General features: G+C 46.6%; 21 protein-coding genes. 9 read left to right on the top strand and 12 right to left on the bottom strand.

Translation table 11 applies throughout. The annotated features are described in order from the left end of the window. Positions 1-63 precede the first annotated feature (63 nt). Both QUB30_RS18310 and ylqF read left to right on the top strand, forming a co-directional pair. Entirely contained in the window at positions 64-477 is a 414-nt protein-coding gene (locus tag QUB30_RS18310) for a universal stress protein (RefSeq protein ID WP_333045478.1), read from the top strand. A 186-nt stretch (positions 478-663) separates the two neighbouring features. Further along, on the top strand, positions 664-1,530 hold the full coding sequence (gene ylqF, locus QUB30_RS18305; RefSeq protein WP_333218923.1) for a ribosome biogenesis GTPase YlqF: 867 nt from the start codon (positions 664-666) through the stop codon (positions 1,528-1,530). A gap of 7 nt (positions 1,531-1,537) precedes the next feature. Here ylqF and QUB30_RS18300 read toward each other — a convergent pair whose 3' ends face one another. After that, on the bottom strand, positions 1,538-2,353 hold the full coding sequence (locus QUB30_RS18300) for an MOSC N-terminal beta barrel domain-containing protein (RefSeq protein ID WP_333336046.1): 816 nt from the start codon (positions 2,351-2,353) through the stop codon (positions 1,538-1,540). Between the two features lie 330 nt (positions 2,354-2,683). On the opposite strand from QUB30_RS18300, the gene QUB30_RS18295 reads away from it, so the two are divergent. Then, a complete protein-coding gene (locus QUB30_RS18295; protein ID WP_333336043.1) occupies positions 2,684-3,394 on the top strand; it encodes a carbonic anhydrase in 711 nt (236 codons plus the stop codon). A gap of 123 nt (positions 3,395-3,517) precedes the next feature. Here QUB30_RS18295 and QUB30_RS18290 read toward each other — a convergent pair whose 3' ends face one another. Beyond that, positions 3,518-4,705, bottom strand: coding sequence for a tetratricopeptide repeat protein (locus QUB30_RS18290; protein ID WP_333336040.1), 1,188 nt, complete (start codon positions 4,703-4,705; stop codon positions 3,518-3,520). 427 nt (positions 4,706-5,132) lie between these two features. Between QUB30_RS18290 and QUB30_RS18285 the strand changes: the two genes are divergently transcribed. Beyond that, positions 5,133-5,405, top strand: coding sequence for a GlsB/YeaQ/YmgE family stress response membrane protein (locus QUB30_RS18285; protein ID WP_333336037.1), 273 nt, complete (start codon positions 5,133-5,135; stop codon positions 5,403-5,405). A 229-nt stretch (positions 5,406-5,634) separates the two neighbouring features. Here the strand turns inward: QUB30_RS18285 and sppA are convergent, their stop codons facing one another. The 3 genes from sppA to QUB30_RS18270 form a co-directional block, all read right to left on the bottom strand. After that, positions 5,635-7,455: a signal peptide peptidase SppA gene (gene sppA / locus QUB30_RS18280; protein ID WP_333336034.1), complete on the bottom strand. Its 1,821-nt coding sequence runs from the start codon at positions 7,453-7,455 to the stop codon at positions 5,635-5,637. A 256-nt stretch (positions 7,456-7,711) separates the two neighbouring features. Next, a complete protein-coding gene (gene fni / locus QUB30_RS18275) occupies positions 7,712-8,761 on the bottom strand; it encodes a type 2 isopentenyl-diphosphate Delta-isomerase (RefSeq protein ID WP_333336030.1) in 1,050 nt (349 codons plus the stop codon). Positions 8,762-8,896: 135 nt separating this feature from the next. Beyond that, positions 8,897-9,580: an SDR family oxidoreductase gene (locus QUB30_RS18270; protein WP_333336028.1), complete on the bottom strand. Its 684-nt coding sequence runs from the start codon at positions 9,578-9,580 to the stop codon at positions 8,897-8,899. Positions 9,581-9,658: 78 nt separating this feature from the next. On the opposite strand from QUB30_RS18270, the gene QUB30_RS18265 reads away from it, so the two are divergent. After that, positions 9,659-10,768: an S-(hydroxymethyl)glutathione dehydrogenase/class III alcohol dehydrogenase gene (locus QUB30_RS18265; RefSeq protein ID WP_333336025.1), complete on the top strand. Its 1,110-nt coding sequence runs from the start codon at positions 9,659-9,661 to the stop codon at positions 10,766-10,768. 223 nt (positions 10,769-10,991) lie between these two features. Continuing rightward, entirely contained in the window at positions 10,992-11,846 is an 855-nt protein-coding gene (gene fghA / locus QUB30_RS18260; protein WP_333336255.1) for an S-formylglutathione hydrolase, read from the top strand. Between the two features lie 196 nt (positions 11,847-12,042). On the opposite strand, the gene QUB30_RS18255 is transcribed toward fghA, so the two are convergent. Next, positions 12,043-12,957 carry a branched-chain amino acid transaminase gene (locus QUB30_RS18255; RefSeq protein WP_333336023.1) on the bottom strand — a complete coding sequence of 305 codons (915 nt, stop codon included), beginning with the start codon at positions 12,955-12,957 and terminating at the stop codon, positions 12,043-12,045. A gap of 270 nt (positions 12,958-13,227) precedes the next feature. On the opposite strand from QUB30_RS18255, the gene QUB30_RS18250 reads away from it, so the two are divergent. Next, the gene (locus tag QUB30_RS18250; RefSeq protein ID WP_333336020.1) at positions 13,228-13,596 is read left to right on the top strand and encodes a Lin0512 family protein; all 369 of its coding nucleotides are present in this window, start codon (positions 13,228-13,230) and stop codon (positions 13,594-13,596) included. A gap of 185 nt (positions 13,597-13,781) precedes the next feature. Here QUB30_RS18250 and QUB30_RS18245 read toward each other — a convergent pair whose 3' ends face one another. Further along, the gene (locus QUB30_RS18245) at positions 13,782-14,588 is read right to left on the bottom strand and encodes a DUF4142 domain-containing protein (RefSeq protein ID WP_333336018.1); all 807 of its coding nucleotides are present in this window, start codon (positions 14,586-14,588) and stop codon (positions 13,782-13,784) included. A 72-nt stretch (positions 14,589-14,660) separates the two neighbouring features. Then, on the bottom strand, positions 14,661-15,623 hold the full coding sequence (locus tag QUB30_RS18240) for a hypothetical protein (protein ID WP_333336015.1): 963 nt from the start codon (positions 15,621-15,623) through the stop codon (positions 14,661-14,663). Positions 15,624-16,775: 1,152 nt separating this feature from the next. Here QUB30_RS18240 and QUB30_RS18235 point away from each other — a divergent pair. After that, positions 16,776-17,018 (top strand): ChaB family protein, encoded by a 243-nt coding sequence (locus QUB30_RS18235; protein ID WP_333336012.1) that lies wholly within the window; start codon positions 16,776-16,778, stop codon positions 17,016-17,018. A 219-nt stretch (positions 17,019-17,237) separates the two neighbouring features. Here QUB30_RS18235 and QUB30_RS18230 read toward each other — a convergent pair whose 3' ends face one another. After that, positions 17,238-17,870, bottom strand: coding sequence for a hypothetical protein (locus QUB30_RS18230; protein WP_333336009.1), 633 nt, complete (start codon positions 17,868-17,870; stop codon positions 17,238-17,240). A gap of 256 nt (positions 17,871-18,126) precedes the next feature. Between QUB30_RS18230 and QUB30_RS18225 the strand changes: the two genes are divergently transcribed. Continuing rightward, positions 18,127-18,846 carry an SAM-dependent methyltransferase gene (locus tag QUB30_RS18225; RefSeq protein ID WP_333336006.1) on the top strand — a complete coding sequence of 240 codons (720 nt, stop codon included), beginning with the start codon at positions 18,127-18,129 and terminating at the stop codon, positions 18,844-18,846. 180 nt (positions 18,847-19,026) lie between these two features. Here QUB30_RS18225 and QUB30_RS18220 read toward each other — a convergent pair whose 3' ends face one another. From QUB30_RS18220 to QUB30_RS18210, 3 genes are all read right to left on the bottom strand, one after another. Continuing rightward, a complete protein-coding gene (locus QUB30_RS18220) occupies positions 19,027-20,127 on the bottom strand; it encodes an iron-containing redox enzyme family protein (protein WP_333336003.1) in 1,101 nt (366 codons plus the stop codon). A 172-nt stretch (positions 20,128-20,299) separates the two neighbouring features. Then, entirely contained in the window at positions 20,300-20,914 is a 615-nt protein-coding gene (locus QUB30_RS18215; protein WP_333336001.1) for a rhodanese-like domain-containing protein, read from the bottom strand. Then, positions 20,904-21,674 carry a sterol desaturase family protein gene (locus tag QUB30_RS18210; protein WP_333335998.1) on the bottom strand — a complete coding sequence of 257 codons (771 nt, stop codon included), beginning with the start codon at positions 21,672-21,674 and terminating at the stop codon, positions 20,904-20,906. Before QUB30_RS18210 ends, QUB30_RS18215 begins: the two co-directional genes overlap by 11 nt. Positions 21,675-21,696: the final 22 nt, after the last annotated feature.

Here is a 21,696-nt window from a genome sequence, read left to right as displayed (position 1 = left end):
AAACGGCACTGATTGGCTCAACGTAAACATTTTATCGGAGTCCGCGTCCCGGAGATGCGCAGTATGTTCAAGACTGTCTTATTTCCTGTAGATCAAAGCCGAGAAGCCCGCGAAGCTGCCGAAAAGGTGGTCAATATCGTGAAAACCTACGCCTCTCGCTTAGTAATTCTCTCGGTAGTCGAGCCCCCAGCCGAGGAGGCCGACGCCCCCGCGCGAGAGGTGATGACTTCCCCCGAAGCAGTCGCCAAACTTCTTTCTGAGGCCCAATCGATGTTTTCCCAGCAGGGAATTGAAGCTGAAATCATCGAACGGGAAGGCAAACCTGCTTTCACGATTTGCGATGTGGCTGACGAAATTGGGGCCGATTTGATTGTGATGGGCTGTCGGGGGATGGGTTTAACCGATGATGGGGCGTCTGACAGCGTTACCAATCGGGTGATCAATCTGTCTCCTTGTGCAGTTTTGATTGTGCCTTAGTCAGTTGGCAGTTGTCAGTTGACAGTTGACAGTTGGTAGTTGGCAGTTGACTGTTGACTGTTGTCATTCAACAACTAACCAATAACAACTGTCAACTAACAACTAACAACTAACCACTAACTAATAACAACTAACAAGTAACAAAAGTCAACAGTCAACAGTCAACAGTCAACAGTCAACTAACTAATGAAAATTCACTGGTATCCCGGTCACATTGCCAAAGCTGAACGGGCATTAAAAGAACAGCTAAAGCGGGTAGATGTGGTGCTCGAAGTCCGAGATGCCCGCATTCCATTGGCTACTTATCACCCCCAAATGCCGAGCTGGGTGGGCGGCAAGCCGCGAGTCTTGGTCATCAACCGCATGGATATGATTACACCTCGATCGCGCGAGGCGTGGGAAACATGGTTTGAGGCCCAGGGGGAAACTGCGTATTTTACTAATGCCGAGCACGGTCAAGGAGTAGATGATGTGGCGGATGCGGTGCAGAATGCTGGGGTGCAGCTAAATAAAAGAAGGTTCGATCGAGGTATGCTGCCCCGTCCAGTCCGTGCAGTGGTGATGGGCTTTCCCAATGTGGGAAAATCTGCTCTAATTAATCGGCTGTTAGGGCGGAGAGTGGTGGACAGTGCCCGCAGAGCTGGAGTAACTAAATCGCTCCGATGGATTCGCATTTCTGACGAAATTGAATTATTAGACGCGCCTGGAGTGATCCCAACCCGAATTAACAATCAAGAAAATGCCATAAAATTAGCTATTTGCGAAGATATTGGCGAAGCAGCTTACGACAATCAGGTAGTAGCAGCAGCGATGGTAGATTTGCTGCAAGGGCTGGAGGCGACTGATGACACGTTGGTATCACTATCTGGTTTCAAATCCAGGTATAAATTAGATCCAGCATCTAGTAATGGTGAAGATTATTTGCACGAGGTCGCAAAAGACAAGTATAAAGGAGATGTCGAACGAACGGCGCGACAGATGTTAAACGATTTTAGAACTGGTGTTTTGGGTCAACTTTCTTTGGAGTTGCCGCCGGCTCGATCAGACTCGTAACCTACAACTAATCAGAAATGGTATTCAATAGAGAGTTGCTGACGCTGAGAATGTGAACTTCGTCTCCTATGTGTAATATTTTTTCGGCGGCTTGAGGTGCGAGTCGCGTGTTAACTATCAGCCGACTAAAGTGATTTAAATGCCCTTTTTTTACCAAGTCAGGCATGATTTCCTTCTGCTTGGCTGTTAGTATATTTTTAAAATTTAGATCGCCTGCTTTCGCCCCATAGTTTCGCGTAGATAGGATACATGGCTGACCGGGATGAATAGCTTCAAATATTACTGTTCCTATTTTAAACCTCACAATTTCATCGGATTGTGAGAAAAGTTGGTCTTCCCAAAAAGCCGGGACATCTCCTATTTCAATATTAGCTCGCAAGCGATGGCGCATCTCGTTAACGCAAACTCTCGGAAACCAAGATGCAACTTCGGCAATTGTTTCGGTACTGATAATGCTTGGCCCTGGTGCAGCGCTATCGTCGGGAAAGCCTGTCAGCAAGTTTTCAATTAACTTGACGGGGAAACCGAAGTAGTTGCTCAACCAATATTCTATTCCCGGGCGTTCTCTATCTACATGAAAAAAAAATTCTTGTTCGGTGTCTTGAATTTTCAGGCCGGCTATTCTCTTTTTGATGTCAAAGGATAAGCGCAGAAAAGAGACTCCGCTGTTGCGCTTAGTGTTAACAAATTCTCCTGCTTCATCGCAGATTGCAAAAGAGCGATCGCCTTCCAGAGCACCGCTGGCAAGAATAGTGGCTTGACTGACAGCTATGCCGTCAAGGGACTTGACCGGATAGATATGAATGCTGGCGACGTAAGACATTTCGATTTATTGACAAATAATTGTCGTCGTTTTAGATACATTCTAGCATCCTCTGCCGGCCAAAGGATGGCCGCAGTTACCTCGATCGGGACTGACGCAAAAACCCGGTTTCTGCACGTAATTTGGTCATATTAGCTCGCTCGCGACAACGAGCGAGCGGTTTTTTTTTGTTAGCGTGTGTCCAGGACTGTTTATGAAATAAAAAGGGGCAACTTTTTGGAAGTTTAAATTTGGCGGGAGCTGCGTGTAAAGAAAAATTAAAGAAGTCTGGCTGAGCTTAAGGTATATATTATGCTAACAAATACAAACAATTGAACCGAGTTGCAAGCAATGACTAAAAGCGAAAGAACAGGTATGATTTCGCGACGGAATTTAATCTTGAGGGCTGGTGCAGGGATGGTGGCGGCAAGCTTTGCACCTGCGCTTTTGCAAATCCAACCCGCAAAGGCAGAGGAAATTTCTGACATTACTCCCGAGGGCGCTCTCCAGAAATTGATCGAGGGGAATCAACGCTACATTGAGCAAAAACGGACATTTCCCGACCAAGCTCGATCGCGAGTTGTAGAAGTAGCACAGGGTCAACATCCGTTTGCAACCATCCTGGCCTGTTCTGATTCGCGCGTTGCTCCCGAAATTATTTTCGACCAAGGATTGGGGGATTTATTTGATATCCGAATAGCTGGCAATTTTCTCGACGATGTGGTTCTCGGGAATATAGAATATGCCACCTTAGAGTTAGGCGTGCCGCTATTAGTAATTCTGGGTCACGAACGCTGCGGTGCTGTCAAAGCAGCTTTAGATGGCAAAGCTGTGCCGGGTCACATTAGCACTTTGGTGGCGGCGATTAAACCGGCAGTTGATTCGACCAAAGGTCAAACAGGCGATGCGTGGGATAACGCAGTCACAGCTAATGTGAAAATGAATGTAAATAAGTTAGAATCCTCGTCGCCTCTTTTAGCGGAAGCAGTCAAAGCTGGCAAGCTTAAAGTTGTTGGGGGCCGCTACGATTTGGATAGCGGCAAAGTAGAGATAATTGCTTGATTTTGCTGGTTGCATCTCATATCTTGGAATATTTTTAATGAACAGGCAAGATGACTGTTCCACAATCCGAGAATTTGATTGTAGGGTGGGCATCCTGCCCGCCCATAAAAGCCATAATTTCAGTTACATTAAACCCATTTCTTGTAGTCCCCGGCGCAGGCGTTCTGCTTCAAATGGGCGGCGCTGTTCGTGAAGGGCGATCGCTCTTTTGAATTCTGCTAAACTCTCTGGCATTTTGCCAATTTTCAGCAGCGCTACTGCCAAGTTTTGATGAGCTTCCGCGTGTTCGGGATCGATTTTAATCGCTTGTCGGTAATAGGCGATCGCATCTGCTATATTTCCGGCTGCCTTCAGCGTCAGTCCTAAATTGTAGTGACCTGCTGCAAAATTTGGGTCAATTTTTAAAGCTGCTTTGTAAGCTTTTTCAGCAGATTTCAAATCTCCTTCATCTTTGAGCAAATTGCCCAAATTATTGTAAGCACCCAACTTGAGGGGCGGGAAAACATCTGTATTAATTGCAGCTTGATAGTGTTCTTTTGCTTTAGCAAACTGCTGCTGCTGGCGATAAGCAATTCCCAAATGATAGTTCAATTCGTAAACAATAGAATCATCTATCGACTCGGCAGTCAAGCCTTTGGTTAATAAATTAATTCCCCGCCCGATTTGCCCGCTTTCTACATACAGCGCGCCTAATTTGCTACAAGCATAAGCATCGTTTGGATAATAAGCGATATAGCGTTCCATTGCTGCTTGAGCTTTTTGGAATTTACTTTTTGCTGCGATCGCATCTTTTTGATAACCAGAGTGCCAAATCGCCACATCGGGGAGAGAAGCTATTTTCCATTGTGGTTCCCTCTGCAAAATCTCAGCCACGCTGTCGTCTACCATGGCGTGGTAAGGGCGAGAAAAGCGGATATCGAGGCGATTGCGAAACAAGCGCGACACTAGGGAATAGGGAGATTGAGAGGCACCGATTTCTTGGCGGATGAGATTGATTAGCAGCAGCCGATCGCTCGCAATTGCCTGCTTTATTTGAGGTACAACCTCCGGTACCAAAACCTCATCGGCATCTAATACCAAAATCCAGTCGCCCTGAGCGTGCTTCAGACACTCATTGCGCGCCGCTGCGAAGTCGTCGCACCATTCAAACTCATAAACCCTCGCCCCGGATTCTCGGGCAATTTCACGGGTGCGATCGCCCGATCCCGTATCCACTACCACCATTTCGTCAACAACACCCTTAACGCTGTCCAAAGTCCGCGACAGTGTTGCCTCTTCATTCTTCACAATCATGCACAGAGTCAGATCCATCGGGCGCAAACTTTCCTCATTTCACAGAAATATTGTAATTTTTTTAACCACGAAAACACAAAAAGTCCCAGAAAAGATTCTCCTATTTCCTTTTGGTTTGAGCATAAGTACCTTTCTTCGCTAGAAAAAGTGGGTTAACTGAGATGTTGCGCCACTCTCAATAAGCTTTTTAGGAACAGGCAAGATGCCTGTTCCACAAAGAGTGAATTTTCTCGCTTCACAGGCATCTTGCCTGTTCTTGAAAATGGTGCAAGATGTGAGGTTAACTCTTTTGAGATATTAAAAAGCCTCAAACTGGGACGATTGATGAGAAATCCTACCACTTTCGGTTCCTCCCTACGGTAGAGGTAAAGGCTCAATAGCGGTTGTTATTCTAAGAACATAAGACAAGGGACGAGAAAAGTTTAAGTATTCAGGAGAAAGAGAAATGGGCAATATTATTGCTTGGATTGTTCTAGGACTCATTGCTGGTGCGATCGCCAAAGCCATTTATCCGGGAACTCAAGGTGGCGGTTTTCTGGCAACAACAGGTTTAGGAATTTTGGGCGCCCTAGTGGGAGGTTATCTAGGTAACATGTTTTTGGGGGGGAGCGGCGGAGCTTCTGTCGGAGCATTGAGTATTCCCAGCATAGCTTTTGCAGTCATAGGTGCGCTCGTTCTACTTTTCATCTGGGGATTGTTAACTCAGCGTGCAGCATAATAAATATTGCCAATTCCCAGTCGATCGACTTTTAGGGTATTCATAAACCCGGTTTCTTCCAGAAACCGGGTTTTTCAGTTGTTGGTAGGATGCGTCAGCCTACTTTTACCAAATCCGGGTTAAAAACCCCGATCGGACTCAGCGCTTGCAACGGTTCAAGAGCAAAACTTTCGTCCGCACAGAGGGGGACTGAAGAATAAAGAGGTAAAAATCCCGGACTTGGTATTAATTAATCAATCCGCAAATTGAAAGGCAAGCGAACGTAAATCCCCTGCGGGTCGTTCATCGACTTGATCACAGCCAATTCATCTTGCATTTTCTTAAATTCTGCCGTTAGCGGGTCGAGTTTGGTGGCTGGTTTCAAAACGTGAACGCCTGAAATTCTTTCCAAAATTCGCTCCTCCAAAGTGCGGCGTTTGGGATATTCTTCTAACTTCCAATCGTCGCCGAGTTTAGCTTGCTTCGCCGCCTCTCTGACAGCATCTTCAAGCCCGCCAATTTCATCGACTAAACCCAACTGTTTCGCAGCCGTACCAGACCACACCCTGCCTTGAGCAATTTCTTGTACCTTGTTTTTCGGCAGTTTGCGGGAGTTGGCGACTTTAGTAATAAATCGATCGTAAATGCGATCGACTATCCTCTGAATATTCGCCAATTCTTGAGGATTTTTGGGACGGGAAACCGTGTTAGTATCCGCAAAGCGGGCGGTTTTCACAACGTCCCAAGTTAGGCCGTTGTTAGCAGCCAACTTTTCGGCGTTAAACAGCATTCCAAAAACGCCGATCGAACCGGTAATCGTATTGGGTTCGGCAAAAATGCGGCTGGAACCCATCGAAATCCAATAACCGCCGGATGCTGCTAAATTGCCCATCGAAACGATAACTGGTTTCTTTTTGCCCGTCAGCATAACTTCGCGTCCAATGACTTCGGCCGCCGTCGCGCTGCCTCCGGGACTGTTAACGCGCAAAACCACTGCTTTTACGTCGTTATCTTCTCGAATTTTCCGCATTTCTTGAGCGATGCGATCGCCTCCTACTTCCGTCGGGCCCCCTTCGCCGTCTACAATCTCTCCCTCGGCGTAAAGTATAGCAATTTGGTTTTTCTTGTTAGCGCGAGTTGAGTTTTTATCCTCAGCAACTCTTGCGTAGTTTTTCAAACTAATTTGCTTGAAAGATTTGTTTTCGCGATCGGTTCCTGTGAGTTTTTTGAGTTCGGTCGATATTTCGTCAAAGTATACAACTTTATCAACTAACTTGTTTTTGAGAGCTTCGTCAGCCATCAAAGTTCCGCCCTTATCTGCAAGCGCTTGCAGTTGCGGAACAGTCACTTTGCGGCTCGGAGCGACCGTTTTCAGGTATTCTCCCCACATATCTCCGAGCAACTTTTGAGTTTGCTGGCGATTTTCGGGACTCATTTTTGTGAGCAAAAACGGCTCAACGGCTGACTTGTATTTGCCGACGCGAGTCACTTGCACTCCCACGCCGTATTTTTCCAAAGCACCCGTGAAAAACATTCCCTGACTGCTAAAACCGTTGATTTCCAAAGCGCCGTAAGGGTTGACGGCAATTGTATTAGCAACGGAACCGAGGTAATAATCTCGCTCATTCCAGTCCATCTGGTAAGCAAAAATGGGTTTTTTGGCATCTCGGAAACGCTGCAAGGCCGATCGAACTTCTTTGAGATTTGCAAACCCGCTGCTGCTCGAATCCGAGCTGCCTTCAAGATAAAGGCCAACGATTTTCGGGTCTTTTTTCGCATATTCGATCGTGTCTAAAACAGTCCGCAGCGTCACTGTATCGCCGGAATCTTCCGAAAGCACTTCTTCAATCGCCGCGCCCGTGCTACGGCTCGGTTTGCTGTCGGTAATATTTAAAGAAAGGTCTAATACCAATACCGACTTATCTTTAACTTGCGGGCCTGAATCTTTAGACGACGATGCCGCCATAGCAATTAGCAGTACGAGTCCTCCCAATCCGATGCTGCCCAGCAGCAGCAGTCCTAGGAAGGTTCCCAGTAAACTTGCACAGGTATATTTTAGGAAATCTTTCATTAGATAATTGGTAATTAGTTATTAGTCATTAGTTATTAGTCATTAGTCATTAGTTAGAGCACATCCGGTGAGAGTGGAATGATACCGAGGTGAGCGTCCCGCTCGCACTGCACTCGGAAAAATATTATTCCCATGCCAGCGGAAACGATATTATTGGTAATTCCTGTAACTAGGATTTAGCAATTTTCCGCTGTCGTTAGTTATTAACTAATGACTTTTGACTGCTGACTAATGACTTTTGACTGCTGACTCACTTTTATCTTAACCTTTCCAAAACCCCAGATTGTTTTAGCTCATCCAAATTACCGCAGCCCGTACAGAACATCACGGTGGCGATTTCTGCAATTAAAGCCTCAGCTAGGAGGGCTGCGGCTGATTCCGATTCCGCTGCAGCTTGCAGGAACGGCCGCGCCAGTCCCGCAATATCCGCGCCAAGGGCGATCGCCTTCGCTGCATCCAGCCCATTCTGCAAGCCTCCAGAGGCAATCAGAGGAACATCCGGCGCTACGGCGCGGGTGCTGACAATGCACTCGGCTGTTGGTATTCCCCAGTCGGCAAAGGTTGCGCCCAACCTGCGCTGCTTGCCATCTTTAGCTCGCTCTCCTTCTATTTTCGCCCAAGAAGTGCCTCCGGCCCCGGCAATGTCGATCGCACCTACCCCTGCAGCGAGCAATTTCTTTGCCATTTTTCCTGAAATACCGTTGCCGACTTCTTTAGCAATAACTGGTACTGGTAATTTATCGCACAATTTGGCAATTTTCTCTAGCAGTCCTTTAAAGTTAGTATCGCCTTCGGTTTGAACGCACTCTTGCAGCGGATTGAGGTGCAAAATTAGGGCATCGGCTTCTAAAATATCAACAATTTTTTGGCACTCTTCCAAACCGTAATTGTAGTTTAATTGAACGGCTCCGATATTGGCAAACAGCAGAATATCTGGAGCGCGGCGGCGGACGGCAAATGTAGGAGCTAGTTGAGGTTTTTCTACGATGATTCGCTGGGAACCGACTCCCATTGCCAGTTTGTATTCTTGAGCGACATCGGCGAGGCGATAATTGATTGTCTGGGCTAATTCTGTGCCGCCGGTCATCGAGGAAATTAGCAGGGGAACTGCTAGTTTTTTGCCGAGAAATGTGGAGGTTAAATCGATTTCAGTGCGATCGAGTTCTGGCAAACAGCAGTGCTCAAAACGGTAGCGTTCGAGGCCGCTGGTAGTTTCGCGAAATTGTACGTCTTCTTCGAGGCAAATCCGCAGGTGGTCTGCTTTGCGGGTTTCGGTTTGCGAGGGGGAGGTTAGCGGCAAGTTCACAGTGGCTATTTGGGGAAAGAGTTGTGATTTGGGAATATAGCAATTTTATTTCATTTTTGAATTTTTTAATGAACCGCAGAGGGCGCTGAGGAGAAGAAAAGAGAGATGTTCGCAAATCCTGTAAGGGTTGCTGTATTATCCAGGAACAGTCAGCGGCATTCCGTTATCGGAAGGTTTTAATTTTAGTAAAAAAGGAACTGCTTTTTGCACCCAGGCTTTGACTGACGTGTAACTTGCTGCATCTTCGCCGAAACAAATGTCCAGCATATCGGTGTGAATTATCCCCGGATTCAAAGGAACTGCTGCCATACCTGCGGGCAATTCTTGAGCAAGCGATCGCGTAAGTCCTTCTATTGCCCACTTAGAAGCGCAATAGGGCGCGAATTCCGGCGAAGTTGACCTTCCCCAACCAGAACTAAAGTTGACAATTATGCCGTTTTTTCGAGCAATCATTGCCGGCACAAAGTGGCGAATTACATTAGCCGTACCTTTAATATTAATATCTATTAGCTGGGAAAATTCTTCGCTGCTGACTAACCAAAGCGGCGCGGGATGGTTGACTAAAGCTGCATTGTTGATGAGCAAATCTGGCGGCTCATTTTTTGCCAGAATATCTGTTGCCCAAGCTTTTACTCGATCGTCTTTGGTGACATCCAAACAAGTAAAATAATGGGGCGCACTATATTTTTGGTTGAGTTTTTCCACGGCTTCGGAAGAACGGGCGCATCCCACAACTGTATGTCCCAATTCAATAAACTTTTCGGTCATGGCAAGACCAAGACCGCGACTAACTCCGGTAATTACAATTAATTTTGTCATAGATTTGCTGAATTTTGACATTAAGTAATACAATACATATTGACTGGTGAATTTACAAATCGATCGCAGGGAGAAAGCATGAAAGTTAAAGCAGCAGTTGCTCGCAGTGCCGGCCAACCTTTGAGCATTGAAACGGTGGATCTGGATGGGCCGAGGGCTGGAGAGGTGCTGGTGGAAATTAAAGCCACGGGTGTTTGTCACACTGATGCTTACACTCTTTCCGGTGCCGATCCTGAAGGTTTGTTTCCGGCTATTTTAGGCCACGAGGGAGCCGGGATTGTCGCAGAAGTTGGGCCGGGAGTCACGAGCGTCAAAGTGGGCGATCGGGTAATTCCTCTCTACATTCCTGAATGTCGCAACTGCGAATATTGTTTGAGCAAAAAAACTAATCTCTGTCAAGCAATTCGCGTGACTCAAGGCCAGGGAGTGATGCCCGACGGCACCAGCAGGTTTTCTCTAGACGGGCAAAAACTTTACCATTACATGGGAACTTCTACCTTTGCTAATTATACAGTATTGCCGGAAATTGCAGTAGCAAAAATTCGCGAAGATGCTCCTTTTGATAAAGTTTGTTTAATCGGCTGCGGCGTAACAACTGGCATCGGCGCGGTCGTCAATACGGCGAAAGTAGAACCTGGTTCTAATGTGGTAGTTTTCGGTTTGGGCGGCGTGGGTTTGAATGTAATTCAAGCGGCTCGCATGGTGGGAGCTAACATGATTGTCGGCGTAGACTTGAATCCCGACAAGCGAGAGATGGCGGAAAAATTCGGCATGACTCACTTTGTCAATCCCCGCGAAGTGGAAGGCGATTTAGTGCCTTATTTAGTAGATTTAACCAAAGGCGGAGCTGATTACAGTTTTGAATGTATCGGCAACATTAATGTGATGCGACAAGCTTTGGAATGCTGCCATAAAGGTTGGGGTGTGAGCGTAATTGTCGGGGTAGCGGGAGCCGGTCAAGAAATTAGTACCCGCCCGTTTCAGCTAGTAACTGGCAGAGTTTGGAAAGGCACGGCTTTTGGGGGGGCAAAAGGTAGAACTGATGTTCCTAAGATTGTTGATTGGTACATGGACGGTAAAATTGATATTGATAGTTTGGTATCTCGGGTAATGCCCATAGACAAAATCAATGAAGCTTTTGATTTAATGCACAAAGGCGAAGTAATTCGTACAGTTTTGACATTTTGAGTTTTTGAAGGTGAAGGAAGAAGTTCGGCAACGGATTTTGTAACGGATGTAACGGATAGAACGGAGATCTTGCACCATTCTCAATAAGCTTTTTATGAACAGGCAAGATGCCTGTGAAGCGAGAAAATTCACTCTTTGTGGAACAGGCATCTTGCCTGTTCTTGAGAATGGTGCAAGATGTGAGATAGAACAAAGCTTAATCCCCAATTCCCAATTCCCAATTATGCTCTCTGACTCCCTAAAACTGCACAAAGAACATAAAAGTTTCGGTGGTAAACTCGGCTTTTACAGCCATCAATCATCCGCTTGTAACAGCGAGATGAAATTCGCTGTTTACCAGCCCCCGCAAGCTTTATCTCAACCCGTACCAGTTTTGTATTTTCTATCAGGTTTAACCTGCACGGAAGAAAACTTTATGGCCAAAGCGGGGGCGCAACAATTTGCGGCAAAATACGGGTTAATGCTGGTTGCGCCCGACACTAGCCCGCGCAATACTGGCATTCCTGGCGAAGATGACGATTGGGATTTAGGAAGTGGTGCGGGTTTTTATGTTGATGCGACAGCCGCACCTTGGAATGCTCACTATCGGATGTACAGTTATGCGGTTGATGAATTGCCTAATTTTATCGCCAAAAATTTTCCAGCGATACCGGAAAAACAGGGAATTTTCGGTCATTCGATGGGCGGACACGGGGCGTTAATTTGCGCTTTAAAAAATGGCGCTCGCTATCTTTCAGTTTCCGCTTTTGCGCCTATTTCCGCGCCAATGCGCTGCCCTTGGGGACAAAAAGCTTTTGCAAACTACCTCGGCAGCGACAAAGAGATTTGGAGGGCTTGGGATGCTAGCGAATTGGTGCTTGAGGCGCAATACAACCGTCCGATTCTGATTGACTGCGGCACTGCGGATTCGTTTCTTGCTGATGGGCAGTTGTTGCCGGAAGTGTTCGGGGCAGCTTGTGAAAAAGCGGGACAGCCGCTAACTTTAAGGATGCAGGAAGGTTACGATCACAGCTATTATTCGATCGCGAGTTTTATGGAGGATCACATTCGCCATCACGCGGCTGTTTTGTGCGGGTAGTTCCTAGCAGGAAGCAGGCAAGATGCCTGCTCCACAACAACTGGTTCTTAGGCTCTGCGTGGGAACCGATATCCAGAGGCTCTGCCTCGAATGGCTGCCTTGAAATGTGGAGGCAGAGCCTCCCGATCTGCTTTACCAGGCTCTGCCTGGTAACGAGTGAGAGTGAACTCGCTTCTACGAGCACAGGTATTTTCGGTTAATTAAGATTAATCGGAAATACCCATTCTTTATAATTGCTGTCGCGATTTTCGATAATCTCCGTCAGTTTGTCCAAAATCTTTTCGGTGATGGGTCGGTTTTTGGGCAAGTGATAGTTTTCTACTCGCTTAATTGGCGTAATCTTCGCGGCGGTTCCGCAGAGAAAAATTTCGTCTGCAATCAACAGTTCCGATCTATCAACGGGTCTTTCTATGACTTCAATGCCTAAGTCTCTAGCGATAGTTATAACGCTGTCTCTGGTAATTCCTTCGAGAATATCTTGCTCGAAGCCGGGAGTAACTAATTTACCGTTTCTGGCGACAAATATGTTCATTCCTGAAGCTTCGCTGACTTTTCCCTGAGTATTCATCATAATAGCTTCGTCGAAGCCGGATTCTACTGCTTCGGTTTTGGCTAAAGCTGAGGTGATGTAGGCGCCGCTAATTTTACCTCTTAAGGGCAAACTGCGGTCTTCTTGGCGATACCAAGAGCTAATTCTACAGTTGACTCCTTCTTTGGGCAAATAGTCGGAAAGTTCTAATCCGTAGACAAAAAAGTCTGTTTCTACGTTGTGCAGTCGGGGGGAAATTCCTAAACTGGATGTGTAGATAAAAGGGCGGATATAAAATGATTTTGTTGGCTGGTTTTTCTGGACAAAATCAATGATTATTTGTTGGATTTTGCTGGCTGGTAAATCGCAGTGCAGGAAGCTGGCACTTTGACTTAATCTTTGACAGTGGCGGTCTAATCTAAATAGCAATATTCGATCGGCATTTTGGGGGTCGGGAATTCCCCGCAACCCGCCTAAGACTCCGGTTCCGTAGTGCAGTGCGTGGGTGGCGATGGAAATTTTGGCGTCGGTAAAGGGGAGAAATTGGTTTTGAAAGTAGGCAATTGGTAGAAAACTATCCATGATTCAAGCTGGCGATGAGTTTGGCAGTCCGCTAGGAAAGCTGAATTTGGTTATATTACCATAAGTTATACCATTTGAGATTTGAGATTGAGAAGGGCTGATTTGATAAGGGTTTGAAGCTTGCTCACAGTTGGATTTTTTTGAGACTGGTATTATTCTTTTGTTGTGATATCGATTGATAAAATAATATCAAAAGCCGTCTATTAGGTTGATAATTGTTTGGGGAAAGAGTGCGATCGACTACAAACAAAAATCAACCAAGGGGCAACAATGGCACGTAAATGTTTCATCATTGAAATGGGGATGGGTATAGACCAGCACGGGCAGGAACCGACTGTAGCCTGTGCAAGGGCTGTACGGAATGCGATCGCCCACAATGCTTTGCTGGGCGTCTGGGAAGTGGCCGGTTTGACTGACCCCAATCAGATGATTGTTGAGGTTAAGGTGGCTGTTCCTTACCCTCAACAAGTGCGGGAACAGGAGGTGTTGGCGGTGCTGCCTTTTGGCAGCAAAACTCTGATTGTGGAGCAAGGAGGCATGATTGTGCCAGGAAGGGCGATCGCCTCTCTGAATGATAAAAATGATGAAATGCTAATCGCTGTGGCGGCTGTGAGTGTGTTTGTGGAAACTGAAGACTAATTAATTTTGTATGGTTTGAATAAATCGGCGGTGAAATACGATCGCCCGATCGCACTTGCTTGTTTCCGCGATCGGGCGATCGTACGCCTGTCTGTTAAAAAATGATTGATTTAGGCTAAGTCTCCGATCGGCAAAGGCAGAGTGAGATGGGCTTTTAGGCGATCGCACTCTACTTCCTCTACCTCCTATTTGGGCTTGCTGGTATCTGCCAACATTTGGTTAACCATTTGCAAGTGCGCCTGAAGGTTCGGCAACTTCTGGGTGGCCCAAGCCTTCAAGTCGGGATCTTGTCCCTGTTGAGATTGAGCCTGAAACAATGCAATAGCCTGATTGTGGCTCTCGATCATAGCCTGCTTGTAAGCAGTGTCAAAACTTGTACCGGAGAGTCCCGAAAGTCGATCCATCAAAGCTTTGTTCTGGCTGCTCATCTCGGTTGGCAATTCAACCTGCTTTTGCATTGCTAACTGCATCAGTTCTTGATTTGCCTGAGTGTGTTCCTCTACCATTTCTTGGCCGTATTGTTTCACACCAGCACTAGAACCGCGCTGCACTGCCAATCTGCCGAGCTCCACTTCCAGCATACCAGTTTGACCTGCTTGCATGACAAAGGTTCTGTCTCTGCTGCTGAAAGAATTAGGCGAAGTTTCGCCACCTGCTGGAGAGTTGGGAGAACGCCCGGGATTGTTGTTGCTGGGGGTATTTGGGCTGTTGGGAGAACGACCGGGATTGTTGTTGCTGGGAGTATTTGGAGTGTTGGGAGAACGACCGCCGGGATTGTTGTTGTTGGGATCGCTAACAGGAGAGTCAGGAGGATTAAGATTGTTGGAATCGTTTTGAGCAAGATCGAAAACTCGATCGCCCGACTGGTTGAAGCCGTGAGTCTGGCGGTTTAATTCTGCGAATCCCGGCACAGCTATCAAGGAACTAACGCCGGCAATTCCGGCAACTGTTACCAATTTTTTGAACAAACTTTTGCGATTGAGTGAAGTCATGAATTTCTAAGCCTCTAAGTTGTTTTCAAAAGTCCGCGCGTGCGAAGCTATTCCGTAGGGAATCGCCCGAAACTACCGATGGGAGGGTGTACTGCCTTTCCGGAACAAGTTGATCAAACCAAACGCGCCCAAGATACCCAGCCACCCCAAATTGTTCGGGCTATCGCGCCGAGCACTCAAAACTCCAGAATTAGTATCAGCCGGCGTCGATGTCGTACCGTCTGTCGTACCAGTCGTACCCGTTGTACCAGTTGTGCCAGTGCCAGTCGTACCTGTTGTACCGCTTGTGCCGGTGCCAGTCGTACCTGTTGTACCGCTTGTGCCGGTGCCAGTCGTACCTGTTGTACCGCTTGTGCCCGTGTCACTCGTACCGCTTGTACCGCTTGTGCCAGTGCCAGTCGTACCGGTTGTACCGCTTGTGCCCGTGTCACTCGTACCGCTTGTACCGCTTGTGCCAGTGCCAGTCGTACCGCTTGTACCGCTTGTGCCCGTGTCACTCGTACCGCTTGTACCGCTTGTGCCCGTGTCACTCGTACCTGTTGTACCGCTTGTACCGCTTGTACCAGTGTCACTCGTACCGCTTGTACCCGTTGTACCAGTGTCACTCGTACCTGTTGTACCGCTTGTACCCGTGCCAGTCGTACCGGTCGTATCGGTTGTACCCGTTGTACCCGTTGTATCGGTTGTACCCGTACCCGTTGTATCGGTTGTACCCATACCCGTTGTGCCCGTGCCAGTCGTATCGGTTGTACCGCTTGTGTCGGTGCCAGTCGTACCGGTGCCAGTCGTACCGGTTGTACCGCTTGTGTCGGTGCCAGTCGTACCGGTTGTGCCGCTTGTGCCGGTGCCAGTCGTACCGCTTGTACCCGTGCCCGTACCTGTCGTACCGCTTGTGCCCGTACCGCTTGTGCCTGCACCGCCGCCTGCACCGCCGCCTCCCGACTGGGCTGAAGCAGGCACTGCGAAGGAAACCGTTGCTAAACCTAAAGTACAAGCGCTTGCTAAAACAACTTTCAACAATTTAGAAGATTTCATGGTAATGCTTGCTTTTACGTAGAGTCTTGCGATCGCTTGTGATGCCAAAACCGCAGGGTCAAATTGACAGCGTAACGTGCAAATTTTCTAACCTTCGCTGCGGAATAATGAAGGTAAGGGAGCAAATTTATTCCCGTTCCCTCGATTATTTTTCCCTGATTAATTACACCGCCGCGTTAACAGTTTATAAGCTATTACGTATGCTTCAAGTTCGCCATTCATCTTTAGGAATATTTGACAAAATGGCTTTTTATTTCAGGTGGTGGATGAAATTTGATTCGGCGGCCGACTAGGTAAATCAAAATTTGTGTACGGGGATAGAAAGCGGGTTTCTCTGAAAAATTTTTGGTTGAGTAACGAGACATATACAAATCAACCGGATTTCTGAGACAAGGGCACGGTTCTTCCTATAAATTTTCCCCGGCTGGTGGTGCTTTGAGGTACAAATTCTTGATTTTCTCACCGTCAATTTTGGCTTAAGGCTACGCCAGAGGAGTTAGTTTCAAAATTTTTGAGCGCTATTTTTCCTTAACTTGCTGCTGGCAATTTGGGCACTCGCAGAATACCGCTCAAACTTTCCCAGGAAACTAAATTATCTCAAAACGCACGATCGACCGCTCAGAGTCGGCCGATCGCGTGCAACCGCCTAACAGCAAGGCTTGTGACAGGGTTTTGACTTACCTCCAACCAGAAGACGAAGTGAGGACTATCCGAGTCGGGCCCGCGCGAGATTAAATTAACCAGCGGCGGCCCAGTCGTCAGAATTGCTTGTGAGTGCGATCGGCTAAACCCTGATATAGTAAAACCAAAGATATGCCAGAGAGCGCTTGTTCTCTAACACATTTTCCAAGCGGACATCAACTATGCTGCATCGAATTCTTCCCCGAAGTCGCTATCTAATGTTAATCGCTTTTTCTAAGTTCGCAAGTTAAAAAGCCGAAATCAGATTAATCGCTGTTTGAGCAAGGAAATTACCCAAATCCTGCCCAACCAGCAACGGCAAGCCCCTGGCCTTCTAGGATCAGAATAAATTTAATATTACATCTGTCCTCAGAATGATAAAAATGCGGTCTAAAACTTGCTTTTAGAGAGAGGAAAGTAGTGGCTTCTAGTATATAAGATTAAATTTATGTTTAATAATTAGAGGTCATTATGCCAGAACAACAATTTGATACCTTACCTTCGGAAGCACAAGAACTCCCCCAAGGAGCTCAACAAATTTTTCAGGCTGCTTTTAAGAGCGCTAGCGAAGATGGAATGAGCGCCGATGGTGCTACTAGCGTTGCTTGGAACAGTGTAAAATCTGAATATGTTCAGGGCGAAGGTGGTACTTGGCATCACAAGGGCGACGATACTAACCAAACCCGCAAATCTGTACAGTCGGGTGGCAATTAGTCATCAGTTATCAGTCTTCTCCTGTCCGCTAAAATAACCGTTATCCGGTGTGTAGTGAGGACTTCATTCCTCATTAAATGATGAGTCAAATCCTCACTACCAACTAATGTGAGTGAAGTTATTCTAGCGGTCATGATATCATCAGTTTTTAGCAAGGTACTGATGAAGTGTGATTAATGCTTGAGGTTGATAGCTGTGAGAATCGCGGCGGTACACCAGTTAATGCAGGGTGTTAATCGGCTGGCGCATATCCCATTGCAATTCCGCTAAAACGAGCAAGCTAAATACCATTACGGCTCCCGTAAATAGGAAATACCAACCGCCAGTGTAAGGCAAAATTAAAATCCCCAACACGTGAAATAAACTGGTAGCTAAAATCGCGCGCGATCGCACTGCCCATCCCGTCCAAAAATAGCCGATTCCGCTCATTCCCAACCACAGGGGACAGAGATTGGCCAACACTTTTCCCCAACTCAAAAAAATGGCCAAGTCGGTTAGCAGCAATGCTAATAACATCAGTATTACCCAACCGTAAAGCACCCAAGTCAGGCGTTCTATTTTAACCCAATAGTATGTCCAGCTTACCATAGCTGCTGTACCTACGAGGCTGAGTGTTGACCACAAACCTGCTTGCAGCATCCAACTCATCGAAAAAAATTGTGCCGTGCCGAATATGGGTATTAACAGCAAGCTCCATAGGAGGCAAGCTCGATCGAGACAAGTATAAAATTTTGAATAAAATCGATCTTTGCCAAGGGGAAACTGAACGTGCCAAAGCCCTTCTAAATCCTGAACGGCAATGTTAATCTGTTTGCGGCGCAGAGGCGGAACTGAATAATTAAAAAAAGTCATGTTTGACACTATTAAAATTAATAATTAGTGGCTCCTTTACCTATCTCAACAGTAATCGATATAATTGCTATCTGCCAAACGGATTAATTTTGTTAAAGTGACGATCTATCGGCAGTAATAGTTATTTAATCGCAATATTATGTAAAACCGGAAGAGATAGATTCTAAAAATTTAGAAAATAGCTCTTGCGACAGATTGCTGCACTATTAGTTGTCCGATAAGTTAAAAACAGTCACCTTTGTTACCGACCGAATTTATGCTCACTTCATCCCATCCTCTGAAACAGGTATTCCACTGCCCGGAAGAATCGGATTTTTACGCGCACTGCTTGGAAAGTTTAGTGTTAAATGCCAGCGACAATTCTCGACTTATCGTAGAGTTTGGTTCAGGAGAGGGAAGTCCTGTTATTAAGTCTTTGCTGAGAACTGACTTTGACGGGAAAATACAGGGATTTGAGCTAAATAATGTAGCTTGGAAAATTGCTCAGTCTCAAATTAAGGAATATGAACTGAGCGAACAATACACGGTCAACAATTGCTCTTTTTTTGATTCGCCTTTATACGAGTCGGCGGATTGTGTAATCTCAAATCCCCCTTACTTGCCTGCGGTGGATGATAAAATTTACCAGCCGCTGTTGCACGGCGGGAGTGATGGTTCTACAATTGCTAAAAAACTTTTATCTCTGGGCAGTGACGAAGTTTTGCTGATGGTTTCTAGCTATTCTAATCCGGTGGGTTTGGTCGATTATGCCTTGGATCGAGGCTACTCGGTTGCGAATTTTGAGATTGCACCTTTAAGTTTTGGGTATTATAGTTCGGAACCGAAGGTGAAAAGCGCGATCGCAACTCTCAGAGAACAGGGAATGGCTTTTTATTCGGAAAATATCTATCTGCTGGCTGGAGTTTTGTTTAAGAAACAGGAAAAGTCGCAAAGAGATTTGTCGATCGAGCTAATTCAGTTAATGACAGCATTTTAAAATACATCGCTGGTAGGTGCAAGATGCCTGTTCCACCATTATTGTCAGCAACAGGCAAGATGCCTGTTCCACAAAGAGTGTATTTCTTGTGGAACAGGCATCTTGCCTGTTCCTAAAAGGATTATTGAGAACGGTGCAAGATATAGGGTGCATCAGTCTTTGATGCACCCTAGATAGCCGTTAATTCCTTTCTGCCACTTGGATCGATCGCACTACAGCAGCCGCAGCCCGATCGCCGATCGACTTCTCCTGATCGTAGCCCAACACCAGTTCCCACGCCTCTTGCGGGTATCTGTCAACCAGCGGCATCGCCACTTCATCCAGCATCCAGCGGCCGTGACGTTCATCTTCTTTGATGTGCAGTTCCCAATAACCCATCGCAGCTTGCGAGAGGCCCAAACGCTGGGCGGCGGCTAGATAATTGCGGTAAGCGACGGGCCCCGCCACCTCAAAATATGTGAGTCCGCCGTTGTAGCGCAGAAAATGGCGCTTGCGTTCCGTCAGCAGAAAGTTGTGATTTATGCCTGCGAGCACTTGCCAAGGTACTAAATCGAAGTACGCTTCCGGTTCCGTACTCATCCCGAATTCTGCGAGCATTTGGGCAAAAAAGGTCGAGTGCTTGCGGGGGAGGCGACCGCCGCCGTATTCTTCAATCAGCACTCGGGTAAGGGTGCACTGAATTTCGTTGCCAGCACCGCCGAGGATGCGAGAAAGGCGGCTGGCTTCCACTAAACCGTCGAAGGAGGCGATCGCCAGCAGGTGTTTGTATCCCTCTTCAGTCATCTGTTCCCGCTGGTAGCGATCGATCTCAGTTAGCGGAGGATCGACATCGGCGGCCGCGCGATCGCGCAGGGCTTGCTTGACATCAGGCAATTTTTGCAGCGCTGCAACGTCGATTTGCGCGATTTCCCACTGCTGCCAAGGTTCCTCAATGCGATCGCGCACAGAACGCAAATAGTGCGATCGCTCATTGTTGTAGCGGCGCAAATCGTCGTACCAAAACAAGTTGAGGCGGTTGACGCGGTAAAGTACGCGCTGCAAAAAGCGGTGAGCGGCCTCATCGCCCGGTTCCTGTTGGTAAGCTGCTTGAATTGCGTAGGCGATCGCGCTTTCAAAATCGCTGACAAGTAACGGTTTTGTCGCCACCGTCTTGTCTAAATCCTCGACTTCTAGCAAATTGACAAATTGCCGATCGGCTGCTTCATAATTTGGGATTACGGGTTGCTTTTTGGAAAGACTCGGCGAGTCGGAAGAAGCAAGTATCTCTAGGGTGTTTTGCATGGAATAAAGTTATGCTAACTCTGATTATTGTGCTGCCTGCCCAAACAGCCAACCGTTGCAGATTGCTGAGGATTATGGCTACTTTTCTTGAAGATAGCTAATCTCTCAGCACGATACACCTTTCTATTGATAGAGATTTGACAAAAATCTATTTGGTCACAACTGCCCCGATTCATTCCGAAAGCATGGTGACTGAGGGAGACTTTATCAAGCTGTGCAAAGTAATTGGGGCTAATATCTGGGCATCTTTTGCAGCCGGCACTGCTTGCCGCCACGCTTTGATACCGCCTGAAAGGACAACAACATTAAGGGTAATATCCTTAATATTATTAGTCTCGTTTCCCGCCGATTCTTGGGAATACCAAGCGACTTTTTCCAACTGTTTGTATGCTTTAACCGATCGCCCTCCTCTGGCACAATAAAGTACAATTATCGGCTGAGGTCGATCGGATTTAACCCTTGCTTTGACAATGGATTGCACCTGCTTGACACCGAACCCTAACTCAATATCAGTTAGGGGAACCAGCGGACTTTCACCGATGCGATCTTCCGCGTATTCTTCGGGCGATCGCACATCAATCAAAATCACTGGTTTCAACTCACCCTGCTGCAATTGGGCAACAGTTACTTGTTTCGTATTTAAACTGGCGATAAAAGTTAGGATATCCATGTGATGAAATAGGGCAACTGCACCCACAGAAGCAACACTCGTCAAGCCCAAACCCATAATTACCAGCAAAATCAGAAAATAGCGATTAATACCTGGTTTTGCATTTTTATCTAGCATTTTTCATCATCCTTGAAAATGGAAAGAATATTTGTCCGACATATCCAACAGGTATAGAATCATAAATTCCATATTTATGAGGCATTTTGTTCCCTGGCATATACATAGTGCCAAATAGCAAATCTAACAGTGGCAACTGAACAGCAAAGTTTTTGTTGTTGATTTCGGGAATTTTACTGTGATGCCAGTGATGAAATTGTGGGGTTGCTACGAACCATTTTAGGATGCCAAATTTTAATTTAATATTAGAATGAATTAAGAAAGCGATTGCCGCCGAATAAAGAGCATAAACCACCAAACTCTCCTTGGTAAATCCCAACCAGTAAAGAGGCATAATTTTGCAAATCTGAGTAAAGAGTTGCTCGCAGGGATGCACGCGCACGGCTGCTAACCAATCCATGTGTTCAATGCTGTGATGGACTGCATGAAATTGCCAAAGCCAGGGTATTTCATGCAGTAGTCTGTGAGCGATATAATATGCCATATCGGAAACGATAACGGCTTCTGCCAACTGCAACCAGACAGGTTGAGATGCTACTTGGCTTTGCAATTCCGGGTTGAGTAAATTAGTCATCAGCGACAAAATTACAGTCACAACAATAGCGCCCGATCTGCCAATAAAGTGACCTGTAAAAAAATAAGTGGCATCGGTTGCCCATCCGAGACGGAATATCTTTTGCTTGTGCAAGGAAAAGATTCTTTCGAGGGGAATGAAGATGCAAGCTAAGATGATGAAGCCTTTGACAATTTCAGGTAACATAAGATTCTGATTAATGTCGATG

This window comes from Microcoleus sp. BROC3 (assembly GCF_036702515.1).
Lineage (GTDB): Bacteria > Cyanobacteriota > Cyanobacteriia > Cyanobacteriales > Microcoleaceae > Microcoleus.
The sequence above is the reverse complement of the archived record's forward strand: the minus strand, read 5'-3'. Positions and strand labels throughout refer to the sequence as shown.